This is a genomic window from Stenotrophomonas maltophilia, from assembly GCF_002799245.1.
In the GTDB taxonomy this organism is placed as follows: Bacteria; Pseudomonadota; Gammaproteobacteria; order Xanthomonadales; family Xanthomonadaceae; genus Stenotrophomonas; species Stenotrophomonas maltophilia_S.
In genome coordinates, this window is the sequence record NZ_NEQV01000002.1 from 571,673 (window position 1) to 588,087 (window position 16,415).

General features: G+C 67.5%; 15 protein-coding genes. 13 read left to right on the forward strand and 2 right to left on the reverse strand.

What is annotated here, in order from left to right:
* Nucleotides 1–211 precede the first annotated feature (211 nt).
* On the forward strand, nucleotides 212–2,077 hold the full coding sequence (locus B9Y64_RS08490; RefSeq protein WP_100440310.1) for an ABC-F family ATP-binding cassette domain-containing protein: 1,866 nt from the start codon (nucleotides 212–214) through the stop codon (nucleotides 2,075–2,077).
* A gap of 73 nt (nucleotides 2,078–2,150) precedes the next feature.
* Here the strand turns inward: B9Y64_RS08490 and ampR are convergent, their stop codons facing one another.
* The gene (ampR, locus tag B9Y64_RS08495) at nucleotides 2,151–3,014 is read right to left on the reverse strand and encodes a LysR family transcriptional regulator AmpR (RefSeq protein WP_100440311.1); all 864 of its coding nucleotides are present in this window, start codon (nucleotides 3,012–3,014) and stop codon (nucleotides 2,151–2,153) included.
* Between the two features lie 175 nt (nucleotides 3,015–3,189).
* On the opposite strand from ampR, the gene blaL2 reads away from it, so the two are divergent.
* From blaL2 to B9Y64_RS08515, 4 genes are all read left to right on the forward strand, one after another.
* On the forward strand, nucleotides 3,190–4,101 hold the full coding sequence (gene blaL2, locus B9Y64_RS08500; RefSeq protein ID WP_100440312.1) for a L2 family extended-spectrum class A beta-lactamase: 912 nt from the start codon (nucleotides 3,190–3,192) through the stop codon (nucleotides 4,099–4,101).
* Between the two features lie 86 nt (nucleotides 4,102–4,187).
* Complete coding sequence (locus tag B9Y64_RS08505; RefSeq protein ID WP_100440313.1) at nucleotides 4,188–5,417, forward strand: cation:proton antiporter; 1,230 nt, start codon at nucleotides 4,188–4,190, stop codon at nucleotides 5,415–5,417.
* 105 nt (nucleotides 5,418–5,522) lie between these two features.
* On the forward strand, nucleotides 5,523–7,079 hold the full coding sequence (locus tag B9Y64_RS08510) for an ArnT family glycosyltransferase (RefSeq protein ID WP_100440314.1): 1,557 nt from the start codon (nucleotides 5,523–5,525) through the stop codon (nucleotides 7,077–7,079).
* 59 nt (nucleotides 7,080–7,138) lie between these two features.
* Nucleotides 7,139–7,780 carry a hypothetical protein gene (locus B9Y64_RS08515; protein WP_100440315.1) on the forward strand — a complete coding sequence of 214 codons (642 nt, stop codon included), beginning with the start codon at nucleotides 7,139–7,141 and terminating at the stop codon, nucleotides 7,778–7,780.
* Nucleotides 7,781–7,925: 145 nt separating this feature from the next.
* Here B9Y64_RS08515 and B9Y64_RS08520 read toward each other — a convergent pair whose 3' ends face one another.
* Nucleotides 7,926–8,678, reverse strand: a complete 753-nt coding sequence (locus B9Y64_RS08520) for a DUF3011 domain-containing protein (RefSeq protein WP_100440316.1) — start codon at nucleotides 8,676–8,678, stop codon at nucleotides 7,926–7,928.
* Nucleotides 8,679–8,836: 158 nt separating this feature from the next.
* On the opposite strand from B9Y64_RS08520, the gene aspS reads away from it, so the two are divergent.
* From aspS to B9Y64_RS08560, 8 genes are all read left to right on the forward strand, one after another.
* Nucleotides 8,837–10,588, forward strand: a complete 1,752-nt coding sequence (aspS, locus tag B9Y64_RS08525; protein WP_100440317.1) for an aspartate--tRNA ligase — start codon at nucleotides 8,837–8,839, stop codon at nucleotides 10,586–10,588.
* 16 nt (nucleotides 10,589–10,604) lie between these two features.
* Entirely contained in the window at nucleotides 10,605–10,931 is a 327-nt protein-coding gene (locus B9Y64_RS08530; protein ID WP_100440318.1) for a DNA primase, read from the forward strand.
* A gap of 31 nt (nucleotides 10,932–10,962) precedes the next feature.
* Nucleotides 10,963–11,484: a GNAT family N-acetyltransferase gene (locus B9Y64_RS08535; protein WP_014038229.1), complete on the forward strand. Its 522-nt coding sequence runs from the start codon at nucleotides 10,963–10,965 to the stop codon at nucleotides 11,482–11,484.
* 75 nt (nucleotides 11,485–11,559) lie between these two features.
* The gene (locus B9Y64_RS08540) at nucleotides 11,560–12,192 is read left to right on the forward strand and encodes an esterase/lipase family protein (RefSeq protein WP_100440319.1); all 633 of its coding nucleotides are present in this window, start codon (nucleotides 11,560–11,562) and stop codon (nucleotides 12,190–12,192) included.
* A 175-nt stretch (nucleotides 12,193–12,367) separates the two neighbouring features.
* Entirely contained in the window at nucleotides 12,368–13,099 is a 732-nt protein-coding gene (locus B9Y64_RS08545) for a YebC/PmpR family DNA-binding transcriptional regulator (RefSeq protein WP_100440320.1), read from the forward strand.
* A gap of 105 nt (nucleotides 13,100–13,204) precedes the next feature.
* A complete protein-coding gene (gene ruvC / locus B9Y64_RS08550) occupies nucleotides 13,205–13,726 on the forward strand; it encodes a crossover junction endodeoxyribonuclease RuvC (RefSeq protein WP_100440321.1) in 522 nt (173 codons plus the stop codon).
* Between the two features lie 13 nt (nucleotides 13,727–13,739).
* Nucleotides 13,740–14,333: a Holliday junction branch migration protein RuvA gene (ruvA, locus tag B9Y64_RS08555; RefSeq protein WP_005410756.1), complete on the forward strand. Its 594-nt coding sequence runs from the start codon at nucleotides 13,740–13,742 to the stop codon at nucleotides 14,331–14,333.
* A gap of 49 nt (nucleotides 14,334–14,382) precedes the next feature.
* Complete coding sequence (locus B9Y64_RS08560) at nucleotides 14,383–16,302, forward strand: potassium transporter Kup (RefSeq protein ID WP_100440322.1); 1,920 nt, start codon at nucleotides 14,383–14,385, stop codon at nucleotides 16,300–16,302.
* Nucleotides 16,303–16,415: the final 113 nt, after the last annotated feature.

A 16,415-nucleotide genomic window follows, 5' to 3' on the forward strand; every position in this document is an offset into this window, starting at 1 on the left:
TCACCGGGAAAAACGTTGCAGCAGCAACCATTTAGCCCGGATCGGCGCTTGCGGGGAGGGGGCCCGGGAGGCGCGCGGCGAGGACGTGGGAGAGAGGAACGCCGGCCGCCGCGCATCCCGGGGCGCGTCAAGTATTCGTTAACGCTAGAATTGCGTCGCAGGAACAGTGCTCACCAGCACATTCCATTCGGTTATATGGACGCCTTCCCCCATGATTTCGCTTCGTAATTTCGCCTTGCGCCGCGGCGAGCGGCTGCTGTTGTCCAATGTCGACCTGACCCTGCATGCCGGTTACCGGGTGGGTGTGGTCGGCCGCAATGGTGCTGGCAAGTCCAGCCTGTTCGCGGCGGTGAAGGGCGAGCTGGAGGCGGACAAGGGCGATGTCGACCTGCCCGGCAAGGTGCGCATCGCCAGCGTTGCCCAGGAAACCCCGTCGCTGCCCGACCCGGCGCTGAGCTTCGTACTTGGCGGCGACATCGAGGTGGCCGCAGTGCTGGCCGCCGAGGCCGACGCGACCGCCCGCGAGGACTGGGAGGCGGTGGCCGAGGCGCATACCAGGATGGCCGAGCTCAACGCCTATGACGCCGAAGCGCGCGCCGGCAAGCTGTTGCACGGCCTCGGGTTCCCGGCCGAGACCCACCACCGTGCGGTGTCCTCGTTCTCCGGCGGCTGGCGTGTGCGCCTGAACCTGGCGCGCGCGCTGATGATGCCCAGCGACCTGCTGCTGCTGGACGAACCGACCAACCACCTGGATCTGGATGCGGTGTACTGGCTGGAACAGTGGCTGCTGAAGTACCCGGGCACCCTGCTGCTGATCTCGCATGACCGCGAGTTCCTCGACAACGTGGCCACCCACACCCTGCACCTGCACGGTGGCGGCGCCAAGCTCTATCCGGGTGGCTACACCGATTTCGAGCGCCAGCGCGCCGAACAGCTGCGCCAGCAGCAGATCGCGCACGAGAAGGAGCAGGCCGAGCGCGCCCACCTGCAGAGCTTCATCGACCGCTTCAAGGCGCAGGCCAGCAAGGCCGCGCAGGCGCAGAGCCGCATGAAGCGCCTGGCCAAGCTGGCCGGTACCGAAGCGGTGCGTGCCGAACGCGAGTTCCGCATCGAGTTCGCACCGCCGGCCAAGCTGCCGTTCTCGCTGATCCGCCTGAACCACGTCGAGGCCGGCTACGGCAAGGACGCGGTGATCCTGCACAACGTCGGCTTCGGCCTGGAAGCGGGCCAGCGCATCGGCCTGCTCGGCCCGAACGGCGCCGGCAAGACCACCCTGGTGAAGACCCTGGTGGGCGAACTGGCACCGATCGTCGGCGAGCGTATGGCGCACCCGGACCTGAAGATCGGCTACTTCGCCCAGCACACGGTGGAGTCGCTGCACGAAGGCCAGTCGCCGATGGAGCACTTCCGCGAGATCGCCCCGGACGCACCGAACCAGTCGTTCCGCGACTTCCTCGGCAAGTGGAACTTCCCCGGCGACCGGGCATTCGAGCCGGTCGATGGCTTCTCCGGTGGTGAGCGCGCGCGCCTGGCGCTGGCGCTGATCGCCTGGCAGCAGCCGAACGTGCTGCTGCTGGACGAACCGACCAACCACCTTGACCTGGAAATGCGCGAAGCGCTGGCCGAAGCACTGGCCACCTTTGAAGGCGCGATCGTGATGGTCTCGCATGACCGCCATCTGATCGGCCTGGTCTGCGATACCTACTGGCGCGTGGCCGATGGCGTGGTCGAGCCGTTCGACGGTGACCTGGATGCGTACGCCGCATGGCTGCGCACGCGTCCGCAGGCGCAGGGCACCAAGGCGCGCATGGAGCAGGTGGAAGAGCCGGTGGTGGTCAAGACCGCCCCGGTGGCGCAGGTGGTGCAGAAGAAGCCGGTGAACCCGCACAAGCTGGCCGCCGCCGAGGCCAAGGTGGCCGAGCTGGAAGGCGCAGTGGCCGAACTGGACCGCCAGCTGGCCGACCCGGCCAACTATGCCGATGCCACCCGCATGGCGGTGATCGGCCGCGACCGCGAAACCATCGCCGCGCAGCTGGAAAAAGCCGAAGCGGCGTGGATGGAGCTGCTGGAGTCGTAACTCCGCAAAAAAGGGGGCGGAGGGGATTAAGTCGTATGTGCACAAACGACTTAATCCCCTCCGTCCCCTTTTTTCATGCCTGCGTCTGCAGCCACTCGCGGAAGCGCTTTGCCGGCTCGCGCTCGGCGCGCGAGCGCAGCCGCGTCAACCAGTAGCGGCCCAGCTCGAGCGTGGTGCCGAAGGGCTGCAGCAGGCGGCCTTCGGCCAGTTCCTGTTCGAACATGCGCAAGGGCAGCAGGGCCACGCCGGCACCACCGGCGGCGGCCATCGCCACCGTCAGTGAGGAATCGAACACCGGCCCGCGCGCTTCCACGCCGCTGACGCCGGCTGCCTGCAGCCAGCGCGGCCATTCGTCGCTGCGGTAGGAGCGCAACAACGGTAGTGTGGCAAGGTCGCGCGGCTGCTTCAGCCGCCGTGCCAATGCCGGGGCACACAGCGGCGCGAAGGGGGCATCGAGGATCGCCGTACAGGCCTGGCCCTGCCAGTCGCCATCACCGAAGCGGATCGCCAGGTCCAGCCCTTCGCCGGCCAGGTCGATGCGGTTGTTGTGGGTCTGCAGGCGTAGCTCGATGTCCGGGTGCGCCGCCTCGAACGCGGCCAGCCGTGGCAGCAGCCAGCCGGTGGCGAAGGTGCCGACCACGCCCAGCGTCAGTACTTCGCGGGCCGGACCGCCGGTGTAGCGGGCAATGCTGGCCGAGATGCGCTCGAACGATTCGTTGAGCACCGGATACAGCGCCGCGCCCTCGTCGGTCAGCGCCACGCCGCGTGGCAGGCGATGGAACAGGCGGATGCCGAGCCGGTCTTCCAGGCCGCGGATCTGGTGGCTCAGCGCGGCCTGGCTGACGCACAGCTCGAGCGCGGCACGGGTGAAGTTCTGATGGCGCGCAGCGGCTTCGAAGGCACGCAGCGCGTTCAGGGGCAGGGTAGGGTGCAGCATCGCGCAGTCGTGAGCTGGAGTGATGGCTGATCCTAACCCGCCAGCGCGTCATTTCGGAAAAATAAGGGGTTGAACGTGATAGGCATTAGTTGAAGTAATGTCTATCAATGATTTTTTGCGCTGGTCGCCCCCAGGTGAGGCCTCAATAATCGAGCAGTCCCCCTGGAGAACCCGCATGCTCGCCCGTCGCCGATTCCTGCAGTTCAGTGGTGCCGCCGTCGCTTCTTCGCTCACTCTGCCGTTGCTGGCCCGTGCCGCCGGCAAGGTGTCCACCCACCCGCCGAGCGATGCCGCCATCACCGCTGCCACAGATTTCGCAGCGCTGGAGAAGGCCTGTGCCGGCCGCCTGGGGGTGACCCTGCTCGACACCGCCAGCGGCCGCCGTTCCGGCCATCGCCAGGACGAGCGCTTCCCGATGTGCAGCACCTTCAAGAGCATGCTGGCGGCCACCGTGCTCAGCCAGGCCGAGCGCACGCCGGCGTTGCTGGACGCACGCGTGCCGGTGCGTGATGCCGACCTGCTCTCGCACGCTCCGGTCACCCGTCGCCACGCCGGCAAGGACATGACCGTGCGCGACCTGTGCCGGGCCACGCTGATCACCAGTGACAACACCGCCGCCAACCTGCTGTTCGGTGTGGTCGGTGGCCCGCCGGCAGTGACCGCCTTCCTGCGTGCCAGTGGCGATCCGGTGAGCCGTAGTGATCGGCTGGAGCCGGAACTGAACACCTTCGCCGAGGGCGATCCGCGCGATACCACCACGCCGGCGGCGATGGCCGCGACCCTGCAGCGCGTGGTGCTGGGCGAGGTGCTGCAACCTGCCTCACGGCAGCAGCTGGCCGACTGGCTGATCGACAATGAAACCGGTGATGCCTGCCTGCGCGCGGGGCTCGGCAAGCGCTGGCGGGTGGGTGACAAGACGGGCAGCAACGGTGAGGACGCGCGCAACGACATCGCCGTGCTGTGGCCACTGGCCGGCGGCGCGCCGTGGGTGCTGACCGCCTATCTGCAGGCCGGGGCGATCAGCAACGAACAGCGTGCCGCGGTACTGGCACAGGTCGGGCGCATCGCCGATCGACTGATCGGATGAGGTAACCGGGAGTCATCCAGAAACCGCTTGCCGGATCGGATCAGCACGCGCATCCTGCGCGCGTTCGAACCACACGGAAGTCCCCCATGAGCCATGAGTTGATCTACCTGCTGCTGATCTTCGCGCTGCTGGTGATCCCGCGTGCGCTGCAGCGATTCAGCCTGCCCGCGCCGCTGACCTGCCTGCTGTTCGGCATCATCGGCATGCTGTGGCTGGGCGACCAGGCGCACGACGCGGTGATCGGCCTGCTGGCCACGCTGGGAATATCCTCGCTGTTCCTGTTCGCCGGCCTGGAAGTGGATCTGCAGGCACTGCGGCGCGGCATGTGGCCGCTGCTGGCGCATCTGGTGATCCGCAGCGCCACGCTGTTCGGGGTCGGCTGGTTGGCCTGGCGCTACGCGGGATTGCCGTGGCAGGCCGCCGGGCTGCTGGCGTTGGCGCTGCTGACGCCCTCCACCGGCTTCATCATGGACTCGCTGTCACGGCTGGGCCTGAGCGAGGACGAGCGGTTCTGGGTCACCAGCAAGGCCATTGCCGGTGAACTGCTGGCGTTGGCCGCCTTGTTCATCGTGCTGCAGGCCGGTGATCCGGGGCACATGGCGCTGTCCAGCCTGGCACTGCTGGCGATGATGGTCGGCCTGCCGCTGCTGTTCATCGCGCTGGGCCGCTGGGTGGCGCCGCACGCGCCGGGCTCGGAGTTCTCGCTGCTGGTGATGGTGGGCATGGTCGCGGCGTACATCACCTATCTGCTGGGCGTGTACTACCTGGTGGGGGCATTCATCGCCGGCCTGGTCGCGCGCCTGCTGCACCAGCGCATGCCGCTGCTGGCCTCGCACGAGAACCTGCACGCGCTGCGCCTGTTCGCCTCGTTCTTCGTGCCGTTCTACTTCTTCAATGCCGGCACCAAGGTGCCCAGCGAAGCACTGAGCTTCGAGGCACTGGGGCTGGGCATCGTGATCACCCTGGTGGTGCTGCCGCTGCGCATCGGCGTGGTCTGGCTGCAGCGCCGGGTGATGTTCGGCGAGAGCTTCCGCAGCAGCCTGCGGGTCTCGCTGGCGCTGGCCCCGACCCTGATCTTCACCCTGGTGCTGGCGGCGATCATGCGCGAGCGTTTCCAGATTCCGGCGGTACTGTTCGGCGCGCTGCTGCTGTATGCCGCACTGACCACGCTGCTGCCGTCGCTGGTGTTCCGTACACCGTTCGACGTCGATCCGGTGGAGCAGGAACCGGCGGGCGAGGGAGAGACCGCTCCGGTAGCGGCCACCGAAGTGGTCCACGCCGAGCCGCTGAAGGCGCCGCTGCCACCGCAGGGCTGAGCACGCAGCCGCGTGCAGCGGCTTGCACTGGCGTGCGCCAACGCAGACACTGCGCGCCCGTGAAGCGCGCCCTGTCGTGGGCGGCCACTGTCAGGAGCAACAGGCGTGACCCAGGAAAGCAACCCAGACCGCAGCCTGTTGCCAGGCAAGATCCTGCTGTGGTTCTCGGCGATCACGCTGCTGATCCTGCTGGTCTGCAGCTGGTCGATGCCACCGGTCGATGCCTCCGGTTTCCGGCAGACCCAGACTGCGCTGTCGATCGACTGGTTGCTGCGCGGCGGCCCCTGGCTGGACTACGTGACCCCGGTGCTGGGTGCGCCCTGGTCGATTCCCTTCGAGTTCCCGTTCTACCAGTGGTTGGCGGCGTTGCTGTCCAGCATCACCGGCATGAGTGCCGACAACAGCGGGCGGCTGGTCTCCACCGTCTTCCATGCCGGCTGCATCTGGCTGGTCTACCGCACGCTGCTGGCGTGGCGTCCTGACCGCACGCTGGCGTTGTGCATCGCCGGCGCTTTTGCCGTCTCGCCGTACGCGCAGTTCTGGGGGCGCTCGGTGATGATGGAGTCCAGCGCCGTGTTCTTCGGCCTGCTCTTTGTCTGGGCGATGGCGCGCCTGCGCAGCCAGCCGCGCGCGTGGGTGGGCCTGGTCGCAATCGTCGCGGCGGTGCTGTCGGCGGCCATCAAGGTCACCTCGTTCTTCGGCTTTGCCGCGTTCGTTGCGCTGGCCTTCCTGTGGCTGGCCCTGCGTGAGCACGGCTGGCGCCCGCAGTGGCTGCAACAGCACTGGCGCCTGATGTTCTGGGGTGGCCTGTCCGCGCTTGCCGTGCTGGCCACGCTCAGCCTTTGGCTGCAGCATGCCGACGCGCTGAAGGCGCAGTCGGCGCTGGGCCGGCAGATCACTTCCGACGCGCTGTCCACCTGGAATTACGGCACCCTGCAGCAGCGCCTGGATCCGGCGACCTGGTGGGGCACGGTGTTCAAGAAGCGCTTCTCCGGTGCGATCGGCTCCAACTGGATCTTCCTCGTCTTCGTCATCGCCGGGCTGTGGCAGAAGCGCACCCGCGCGGCGGTGGGAATCCTGCTGCTGGCCTACCTGGCGCCGTTCCTGGTCTTCACCAACCTGCACATCGCCCATCCCTACTACCAGGCGGCCAACATCGTGTTCGCCACCTCGATCATCGGCCTGGTGCTGTGGTCGACGGTGATGGCGGCCGAAGCGGCGGGCAAGCCGCGCCGTGGCGTCGCGCTGGCGATCTTCCTGTGCGTGCTGTCGGTGGGCTTTGGCCTGGTGAAGTCGCTGAAGGACATCAGGGAGGCACGCGAGCCGACGCCGGTTTCGCAGATCGCCGAGGTCATCCGTAGCGGCACGACGGCGCAGGGTGTGGTGGTCGCGTTCGGGCAGGACTGGTCGTCCGAACTGCCGTACTTCTCCGGCCGCCGTGCCGTGATGATCCCGGACTGGGCATCGGACGAGGTGCTCGCATCGTTGGCCGCAGATGACGCGGCACTGGGTGGATTGCCGCTGGCGGCGCTGGTCAACTGCCCCAACCAGGTGGGCAGCAGCCCTGAGCGCGGGCGGTGGATGGCCGAGATCACCGGCCGCTATGCCGCTGGTGGCCAGAAGCAGGATGTGGGCGGTTGCGAAGTCTGGCTGCACCACTGACGTGAGGTGGCCGGTCCGCGTGGTTTGCGTGCATCGGCCAGGGTGGTTAGGGTTGGGGCATGAGACTGCCTGCCGTTGTTGCCGCTTCCGCCCTCCTGCTCAGCCTCGCTGCCTGTTCGCAGCGTTCCGATACGGTCGCCCATGACCTGGCGACCGCGCCGGCCGATGCCTTCATGGCCGCCATCGCCGCGCATTGCGGCCAGGCCTATGAGGGCCGGGTGGTGGAAGACACGCCGGCACCAACCGGCAAGGACCCGTTCGCCGGCCAGCGCCTGGTCATGCATGTGCGCGGCTGTGCCGACCCTGCCCATGAACTGCGGATTCCCTTCCATGTGGGGGATGACCACTCGCGCACCTGGGTGCTGACCCGCACCGCAAACGGCCTGCGCCTGAAGCATGATCATCGCCATCAGGATGGCAGCGCGGATGCGATCACCCTGTACGGCGGCGACAGCACGCCGCCGGGCACCGCCGAGCGCCAGCAGTTCCCGGCCGACTCCGATTCGGTGGCGATGTTCCGTCGTGCCGACATGCTGGCGTCCACGCACAACACCTGGGCGATGGAGATCGACCCGGACCAGGCCTTCGTCTACGAGCTGACGCGCCCGGAGGGCCGCCGCTTCCGCGTGAAGTTCGACCTGAGCAAGCCGGTCGACCTGCCGCCGCCGCCGTGGGGCGACGAGAAGGCGCCGGCCCCCTGATTCCGGGGCCGGATCCCTGCTGTGGAGGGCTCCGAACCCGGAACGACCCCCAGTAGATCCACGCCATGCGTGGATGCGGGATACCTGACCGGGGTCAGAGCCCTGGCCGTCGGCCAGGGATCCGACCCCATGCTCAAACCGGCATTCAGCGCGCGCCGAAGCGCGCCCGGCAACCATTGCTCACCCATACCTGGCCGCGTGCATAGCCCCAGCTGCGGCCCTCCTGGCAGGCGCTGCCGGACAGCTGCTGCTGCAGCACGGGCCGACCCTGGCGCTCATCCCAGTCACAGTTCTGCGTGCGGTTGTTGTTGCTGCTGCAGGTGATCGAGTAGTTGCTGTTGCCGCCCCCCCAACCACCGCCACCGCCGCCGCCGCCGCCCCAGCCGCGGGCTTCGGCGAATTCGGCGCGGCAGCCGCCGCTGACCCACACCGCGCCATTGCGCACGCCCCAGGTGCGGCCTTCGTCGCAGGGGCTGCCGGACAGCTGGCGGACCAGGCGGGCATTGCGCCAGCCAACCGGGCAGCTGCGCTCGCGATTGTTCTGGCTCTCGCAGCGGATGGTCTCGCCGGGGCGGCCGTTGTTGCCACCCCAGCCACCGCCGTTGCCGCCGCCCCAGCCACCGCGGGCCTCGACGAATTCGGCGCGGCAGCCATTGGTGACCCAGATGCTGCCATTGCGGCTGCCCCAGGTGCGGCCTTCGTCGCAGGCGCTGCCGGACAGCTGGCGGACCAGCTGCGCATTGCGCCAGCCGGTGTTGCAGACCCGTTCGCGGTTGTTCTGGCTCTCGCAGCGGATCACCCCGTCCTGTGCGGCGGCCGGGGCGGAGGGCAGGGCGAGCGTGGCGATGGCGCCCAGGCTCAGGGTCACGGCCAGGCTGGCCAGGGACAGCGGTTTCATGGCGGCATCCCATACGGTGGCAGGTGCCTGACTATAGGGAAGGGGGCGATCAAGCCGGTGTGACTGGCCGGATTTGCCCCGGCCGGGGCCTCGGCCGCAGAATACGAGGCTTTCCGGCCCCCATCCGGCGCCGGCGTTCTCCAGCGGAGCTTCCCCCCATGCGTACCCACTTCTGCGGCCTGGTCGACGAGACCCTGATTGGCCAGACTGTCACCCTCGCCGGCTGGACCGACGTGGCCCGTAACCAGGGCGGCGTCTGCTTCATCGATCTCCGGGATCATGAAGGCATCGTGCAGGTGACCGTGGAGGTCGACAACGCCGAAGTGTTCGCCGTGGCCGCTTCGCTGGGCTACGAGGACGTGCTGCAGGTGGAAGGCGTCGTGCGCGCCCGCCACGCGGTGAACGACAAGATGCGCACCGGCAAGGTGGAAGTGATCGCCACCGCCATCACCGTGCTGAACAAGGCCGCGCCGCTGCCGTTCCACGCCCACGAGAACCCGGGCGAGGAAACCCGCCTGAAGTACCGTTACCTGGACCTGCGCCGCCCGGAAATGCAGCGCATGCAGCGCACCCGCATCAAGCTGGTGCAGGCCCTGCGCCGCCACCTGGACGAAAAGGGCTTCCAGGACATCGAAACCCCGATCCTGACCAAGGCCACCCCGGAAGGCGCCCGTGACTTCCTGGTGCCGGCCCGCATGCACCCGGGCGAGTTCTACGCCCTGCCGCAGAGCCCGCAGCTGTTCAAGCAGATCCTGATGGTGGCCGGCTTCGACCGCTACTACCAGATCGCGCGCTGCTTCCGCGACGAAGCGCTGCGTGCCGACCGCCAGCTGGAATTCACCCAGCTGGACATGGAGTTCGCCTTCGTCCGCGAACGCGACGTGCAGGACTTCGTCGAAGACATGATCCGCGCCATCTTCAAGGAGGTGGTCGACGTCCAGCTGGATGCCAGCTTCCCGCGCATGACCTGGGCCGAGGCGATGCGTCGCTACGGTTCGGACAAGCCGGACCTGCGCATCGCGCTGGAGCTGGTCGACGTGGCTGAGCTGGTCAAGGACAGCGAGTTCCCGGTGTTCACCGGCCCGGCCAACGATGCCGAAGGCCGCGTCGCCGCGCTGCGCATCCCGGGCGGTGCAGCGCTGAGCCGCAAGCAGATCGACGAGTACGCCGCGCATGCCGCCAAGTACGGCGCCAAGGGCCTGGCCTACATCAAGATCGCCGACAACGGCGAAGTCAGCTCGCCGATCCAGAAGTTCTTCAGTGAAGCCTCCTTCGCTGCGCTGGTTGCCCATGTCGGCGCCGGCAACGGCGACATCGTGTTCTTCGGTGCCGGTGGCTACAACAAGGTCTCCGATTTCATGGGTGCGCTGCGCCTGAAGGCCGGCAAGGACTTCGGCCTGGTCGCCGACGGTTGGGCGCCGCTGTGGGTCACCGACTTCCCGATGTTCGAATGGGACGAGGAAGAACAGCGCTACGTCGCCCTGCATCACCCCTTCACCGCTCCGGCCGTGGACGACATTGCCGACCTGCGCGCCAACGCCCGTACCGCCGTCTCGCGCGGCTACGACATGGTGCTCAACGGCAATGAAATCGGCGGCGGTTCGATCCGTATCCACCGTCCGGACATGCAGAGCGCAGTGTTCGAGCTGCTCGGCATCGGTGCCGAGGAAGCCCGCGCCAAGTTCGGCTTCCTGCTCGACGCGCTGAACTACGGCGCGCCGCCGCACGGTGGCATCGCCTTCGGCATCGACCGCATCGCCGCGCTGATGGCCGGCACCGAGTCGATCCGCGACGTCATCCCGTTCCCGAAGACCACCGGTGCACAGGATCTGATGACCGATGCGCCGTCGCCGATCGTCGACGCGCAGCTGGCCGAAGTGCACATCCAGGTTCGCCCCAAGACCAACTGATCAGGAGATCCAGGCAATGACCGAGTTTGCGTTTTCGCTGGAGTGGGAAAAGCTGGGCAATGAAGGCTCCGAGGCCAACCTGGTCACCGAGCGTGCCCGCGTGTTCGGTGGTTGGCTGGTCCGTGTCGGAACCAACCCGGCGGCGATGGCCCTGACCTTCGTCGCCGACGGCGAAGGCCGCTGGGACGGTGAAGACTTCGGCGTCGAGGATTACGAGGACGACGAAGAGGAAGAGGAAGAGTACGACGAGGACGAGGAAGGCGAGGAAGAAGAGGACGAGGACGAAGAGGAATACGAGGAAGAGGACGAGGAAGAAGAAGCGGAATCGTCTGAAAAGGCTTGACCCGCGCTTCACCCTGACGTCAACTTCCTGCATGTATTCGATCCGCCGCGCCACTGTGGACGACGCGCCGACCCTGTCGGCGCTGGCCGCTCGCACGTTCACCGAAACCTTCGGCCATCTGTATCCGCCGCAGGACCTGCAGGCCTTCCTTGAGGAGGCCTATACGGTCGAGCGCCAGCGCGTGATCCTGGCCCATCCCGATTACGCGGTGTGGCTGCTGGAACTGGATGGGGAGGCGGTCGGCCATGCCGCCGCGGGCCCTTGCGGCCTGCCGCATCCGGATGTGAAACCCGGTGACGGTGAACTCAAGCGCCTGTACCTGATCAAGACGCAGCAGAGCTGCGGCTGGGGCAGCCGCCTGCTGGAAACCGCGCTGGCCTGGCTGGAGCACGAAGGCCCGCGCACGCTGTGGCTGGGCGTGTGGTCGGAGAACTTCGGCGCGCAACGCTTCTACGCCCGCTACGGTTTCGAGAAGGCCGGCGAGTACCTGTTCCCGGTCGGTGACACCCAGGACCTCGAATTCATCCTGCGCCGCGCACCACGCGCGGCCTGACGTTCACCGCCGCTTGCTGCGCGCGCGTGTTCAATCATCTCTCGTTCCTGCCCCGCTGACCGCCAGGCTGTTTGCATGACTCCCCCCGTATTGCTGCTGCATGGCATCTGGAATGCCCGTGCCTGGGTCGGGCCACTGGCCTGGCGCCTGCGTGCGCGTGGTTTCCAGGTGCATGCGTTCGGCTATTCCTCGGTGTTCGGTGGCCCCGACGTGGCCGTGCCGCAGCTGCTGGAGCGCCTGGCCAATGCCGGACCGCTGTCGCTGGTCGGCCACAGCCTGGGCGGATTGCTGGCGCTGGAAGCCCTGCGCCGCAATCCGCAGCTGCCGGTGCAGCGCGTGGTCTGCCTGGGCTCGCCGCTGCGCGGCAGCGGCACCGCGCGTTCGCTGTCCGAGCACGGTTGGGGCCTGGCGCTGGGCCGCAGCAGCGAACTGTTGCTGGATGGCCTGCCGGACTGGCAGGGCAATGCCGAAGTCGGGCTGATCGCCGGTTCCGTGCCGCATGGGCTGGGCAGCCTGCTGGGGGCGATCGACGATGCCTCCGACGGCACCGTGGCGCTGGCCGAGACCCGCCTGCCGGGCCTGGCCGATCATTGCGTGGTCCGCACCAGCCACAGCGGCCTGGTGGTGTCGCCCGATGCCGCGCGGCAGACCGCCTTTTTCCTGCGCCACGGCCAGTTCGACCACAGCCGCGACGCCGCCGCCGCGTAAGGCCCGGCGGTGGGACCGTTCTGTAGAGCCGAGCCCACGCTCGGCTGCTGTTCGGTCAGGCGCCGCTGAGCCGAGCATCGGCTCGGCTCTACAACAATGCGCCCTAGACACGGTTGCAGCGCCCGATCAGGTAGAATCCGCGCCTTGATCCTGAAGCAGCCAGACGGTAGCACCCATGGGTAGAGGCCCCTCCATCGAAGCCCGCAAGAACGCGTCCGACGCGAAGCGCGGCAAGATTTTCACCAAGATCATCCGCGAGATCGGCGTTGCCGCGCGCGGCGGTGGAGGCGACCCCAACAACAACCCGCGCCTGCGCGTGGCCATGGACAAGGGCCTGGCCGTGAACATGTCCAAGGACGTGATCGAGCGTGCCATCAAGAAGGCCACCGGTGAACTGGAAGGCGTCGACTACGAGGAAATCCGCTACGAGGGGTACGCCCCGGGTGGCGTGGCCGTGATCGTCGACTGCCTGACCGACAACCGCGTGCGCACCGTGGCCGATGTCCGCCATGCGTTCAGCAAGTGCGGCGGCAACATGGGCACCGAGGGCTCGGTGGCCTTCATGTTCAAGCGTCTTGGCGTGCTCAGCTTCGCCGCCGGCGCCGACGAGGAAGCCATTACCGAAGCGGCCATCGAGGCCGGCGCCGACGACATCGTGGTCTACCCCGATGACGGCTCGATCGATGTGGTCACCAGCCCTGAGGCGTTCAATGCAGTGAAGGATGCGATGGCCGCCGCCGGCCATGTCGCCGACCACGCCGAGATCACCTTCCGCGCGGACAACGACATCAAGGTGGAAGGCGACGTCGCCCTGCAGGTCAAGAAGCTGCTGGACATGCTCGAAGACCTGGACGACGTGCAGGACGTGTATTCCAACGCCGAACTCGGCGCCGACGCCTACGCCTGAGCCGTCTTCGACGGCCTGGGCGCGGGCCGCTGAACGGTCACCGCGGACAGTCATGAGCCCATACGCCTGCCAGCGCATCCCGTTCCGCCACGCCAGGAGCGCAGCATGACCCGCATCCTCGGCATCGACCCCGGTTCGCAGCGGACCGGGGTTGGCATCATCGATGTCGACGCCGCCGGCCGCATCAGCCACGTGCACCACCAGCCGCTGGTGCTGCTGGGCGCCGACGACTTCCCGCAGCGCATGAAGCTGCTGGTGCTGGGCCTGGCCGACCTGTGCCGCGAGTACCAGCCGCAGGAAGTGGCCATCGAAAAGGTGTTCATGGCCCGCAATCCCGATTCGGCGCTGAAGCTGGGCCAGGCCCGGGGCGCGGCGATCTCGGCCGTTGTGCTGCGCGACCTGCCGGTGCACGAATACGCCGCCAGCGAGATCAAGCTCGCCGTGGTCGGCCGCGGTGGCGCCGAAAAGCAACAGGTTCAACACATGGTCGGGCTCATGCTCAACCTGAAAACCAAGCTGCAGGCCGACGCGGCCGACGCGTTGGCCGTGGCCATCACCCATGCCCACGTAAGGGCAACGGCCAACCGCCTGGGGCTCAGTGCCCGCCAGGCGTGGGGCCGCAAATGAGGAGCTGCACGCAATGATCGGTCGACTGCGCGGCATCGTCGCCTACAAGGCGCCGCCGTGGCTGGTGGTGGACGTGAACGGAGTGGGCTACGAACTGGAGGCGCCGATGAGCACCTTCTACGACCTGCCCGAACTCGGCCGTGAGGTCACCCTGTACACCCATTACTCGCAGAAGGAGGACAGCGTCTCGCTGTACGGCTTCCTGCGCGAGGGCGAGCGGCGCCTGTTCCGCGACGTGCAGAAGGTCAGTGGCATCGGCGCGAAGATCGCGCTGGCCGTGCTGTCCGGCGTCACCGTGGAAGAGTTCGCGCGCATGGTCCAGGCCGGTGACATCACCGCGCTGACCCGCATCCCGGGTATCGGCAAGAAGACCGCCGAGCGCATGGTGCTGGAACTGCGCGATCGCGCCGCCCAGTTCGGTGCCGGCGGTGCGCTGCCCACCGGCAGCGGCCCGGCCCCGGCCGACCCGCTGTCCGACGCGACCGTGGCACTGCAGCAGCTGGGCTACAAGCCGGCCGAAGCGGCACGCATGGCCCGCGACGCCTTCAATGAAGGCGACGAAGTGGCCACCGTGATCCGCAAGGCCCTGCAGTCGGCGCTGCGCTGATCCGCCCCTTTTCCCTTCCACGAACCGCCTGAGCTTCGCCAGGAGTCCCATGTCCAGCAGTCAAACCCCGCACACAGCCGCCCCTGGCGGTCACGGTCACGCCCCCCCGGCCGGGGGACTGGCGCTGATCATCGGTGCGATCGGCGTGGTCTTCGGCGATATCGGCACCAGCCCGCTGTACACCCTGAAGGAGGCGTTCTCGCCGCACTACGGGCTCAACAGCGACCATGACACCGTGCTGGGCGTGCTGTCGCTGGCGTTCTGGGCACTGAACATCGTGGTCACCCTGAAGTACGTGACCATCATCATGCGCGCCGACAACGATGGCGAGGGCGGCATCATGGCGTTGATGGCGCTGACCCAGCGCACCCTGCGCAACGGGTCACGCTCGGCGTATGTGGTGGGCATCCTCGGCATCTTCGGCGCGTCGCTGTTCTTTGGCGATGGTGTGATCACGCCGGCGATATCGGTGCTGGGTGCCGTTGAAGGCCTGGAGGTCGCCGCCCCCGGGCTGCATGCCTTCATCGTGCCGATCACCGTGGTGGTGCTGCTGGCGGTGTTTGCCGTACAGCGCTTCGGCACCGAGAAGATCGGCAAGCTGTTCGGGCCGATCACCTCAATCTGGTTCATTTCGCTGGCGGCGATCGGCATCTACAACATCGTCGACGCACCCGAAGTGCTGAAGGCATTCAACCCGTGGTGGGCGATCCGCTTCTTCATGGAGCACGGCTGGCACGGCATCTTCATCCTCGGCGCGGTGGTGCTGGCGGTGACCGGCGGTGAAGCGCTGTACGCCGACATGGGTCACTTCGGCGCCAAGCCGATCCGCCACGCCTGGTACTTCTTCGTGCTGCCGTGCCTGGTCCTGAACTACCTGGGGCAGGGCGCACTGGTGCTCAACCACCCCGAGGCACTGAAGAACCCGTTCTTCGAGGCGGTGCCATCGTGGGCGCTGTACCCGATGATCATCCTGGCCACCATGGCTGCGGTGATCGCTTCGCAGTCGGTGATCACCGGCGCGTTCTCGGTCTCGCGCCAGGCCATGCAGCTGGGCTACATCCCGCGCATGCGCATCAAGCACACCTCGCACGACACCATCGGCCAGATCTACATCCCCGGCATCAACTGGGGCATCGCGGTGATGGTGATCGGCCTGGTGCTGGCCTTCCGCAGCTCCTCCAACCTGGCCGTGGCCTACGGCATCTCGGTATCGGCAACCATGCTGATCGATACCCTGCTGCTGGCCCTGGTCGCGCGTTCGCTGTGGCCGAAGGCACGCAACTGGATCCTGCCGCTGTGCGTGGTGTTCTTCATCATCGACCTTGGCTTCGTCATCGCCAACGGCGCCAAGCTGCTGCAGGGCGCCTGGTTCCCGGTGGTGCTGGGCATCTTCCTGTTCACCATGATGCGCACCTGGCGCCGTGGCCGCGAGCTGCTGCGCGATGAGATCCGCAAGGACGGCATCCGCCTGGATACCTTCCTGCCGGGCCTGATGCTGGCGCCGCCGGTGCGCGTGCCGGGCACCGCGGTATTCCTCACCGCCGACCCGACCGTGGCGCCGCACGCGCTGATGCACAACCTCAAGCACAACAAGGTGCTGCACGAGCGCAACGTGTTCCTGCACGTGGTGACGCTGCCGGTTCCCTATGCGCAGGAGGGGCAGCGGCTGAAGATCGAATCGGTGGGCGATGAGTTCTATCGCGTCTACGTGCGCTTCGGCTTCATGGAGACCCCGGACGTGCCGCTGGCGCTGATGCGCTCGTGCGACCACGGCGGCATCTACTTCGACCCGATGGACACCACCTTCTTCGCCAGTCGCGAGACCATTGTTGCCACCGCCAACCGCGGCATGCCGATCTGGCGCGACAAGCTGTTCGCGCTGATGCACAGGAATGCCGCCCCCGCGACCGGCTTCTTCCGCATTCCGGGCAACCGGTTGGTGGAGCTCGGCGCGCAGGTGGAGATCTGACGCGCCGGCCGACCAACGGTCGGCCGCTATCGGGTACTTCTGCCCATGCCGGGCATTTCTGCCCCTTCTGGTGGGTGATGACCGTTCTGCCCCTTCTGGTGGGTGACGACCGT